The 920-nt window shown below is 42.6% G+C and carries 1 protein-coding gene and 1 pseudogene; both read left to right on the top strand.

The annotated features are described in order from the left end of the window. Positions 1 to 326, top strand: a pseudogene (locus L654_RS0101925) (BMP family ABC transporter substrate-binding protein); the annotation flags it as partial. Positions 327 to 403: 77 nt separating this feature from the next. Next, the coding region (locus tag L654_RS0101915) for a solute carrier family 23 protein (protein WP_024607089.1) at positions 404 to 920 on the top strand (517 nt) is incomplete at its 3' end.

The following is a 920-nucleotide window of genomic DNA, read 5'->3' as shown; positions in this document are numbered from 1 at the left end:
CGGCAGCGGTTCATCACTGGGATGAATTTTATGCAGAGCGCGTACAGCAAGTACTTGACGATAAATGGCAATCGCAAGATATATGGAAAGGGATAGACACTGGCATGACGCGCTTAGCACCACTGAGTAAAGATATTCCTGCCAATGTTGTAGCTGAAATAGACGCACTTAGTGCAAAAATTGCTAATGGCGAGTTTCATCCATTTACTGGGCCAATAAAAAATCAGCAAGGTGAGCTGGTTACAAAAGCTGGGCAGACTATTGATGATAAGACCTTACTCGGCATGGACTTTTACGTTGAAGGCGTAGAAGGGCAGCTTAAATAAACGCAGACGTATTTGAATTAAAATAGGGCTGGGCGTTAATACCTTGCCCAAGTTTAAGCGCTAAAAGGATATTGACCATGTCAAACCAAGAAGCTATTTCAGAAGACATAATTTACGCGGTAGATGATAAACCAGGGCTAACTGAATCATTTTTTGCTGCACTACAGCACGTACTCGCAAGCTTTGTAGGCATTATTACACCCACACTTATTATTGGTGGGGTGCTTGGCCTAGCTGCTGAAATACCATATTTAATTAGTATGGCGTTGTTTGTATCGGGTGTTGGTACGTTTATACAAGCGCGCAGAGTAGGGCCTGTTGGTTCTGGACTTATATGTGTGCAAGGCACCAGTTTTGCTTTTTTAGGCACTATTTTGGCCACAGGCTTTACTGTTAAAGCTACGGGTGGCAATAACGATGAAGTACTCGCTACTATTTTTGCTGTGTGTTTTTTAGCGGCCTTTGTAGAGATATTTATTAGTTTTTTTATAGAAAAACTCGGCAAAGTAATTAAGCCTGTTGTTACCGGCGTGGTTATTACCACTATAGGCGTCTACCTTATAAAAGTGGGTATGACCGACATAGGCGGCGGCC

Source organism: Pseudoalteromonas sp. TAB23 (assembly GCF_000498075.1).
Classification (GTDB): Bacteria; Pseudomonadota; Gammaproteobacteria; order Enterobacterales; family Alteromonadaceae; genus Pseudoalteromonas; species Pseudoalteromonas arctica.
This window is presented reverse-complemented; position numbering and strand designations above follow the sequence as displayed.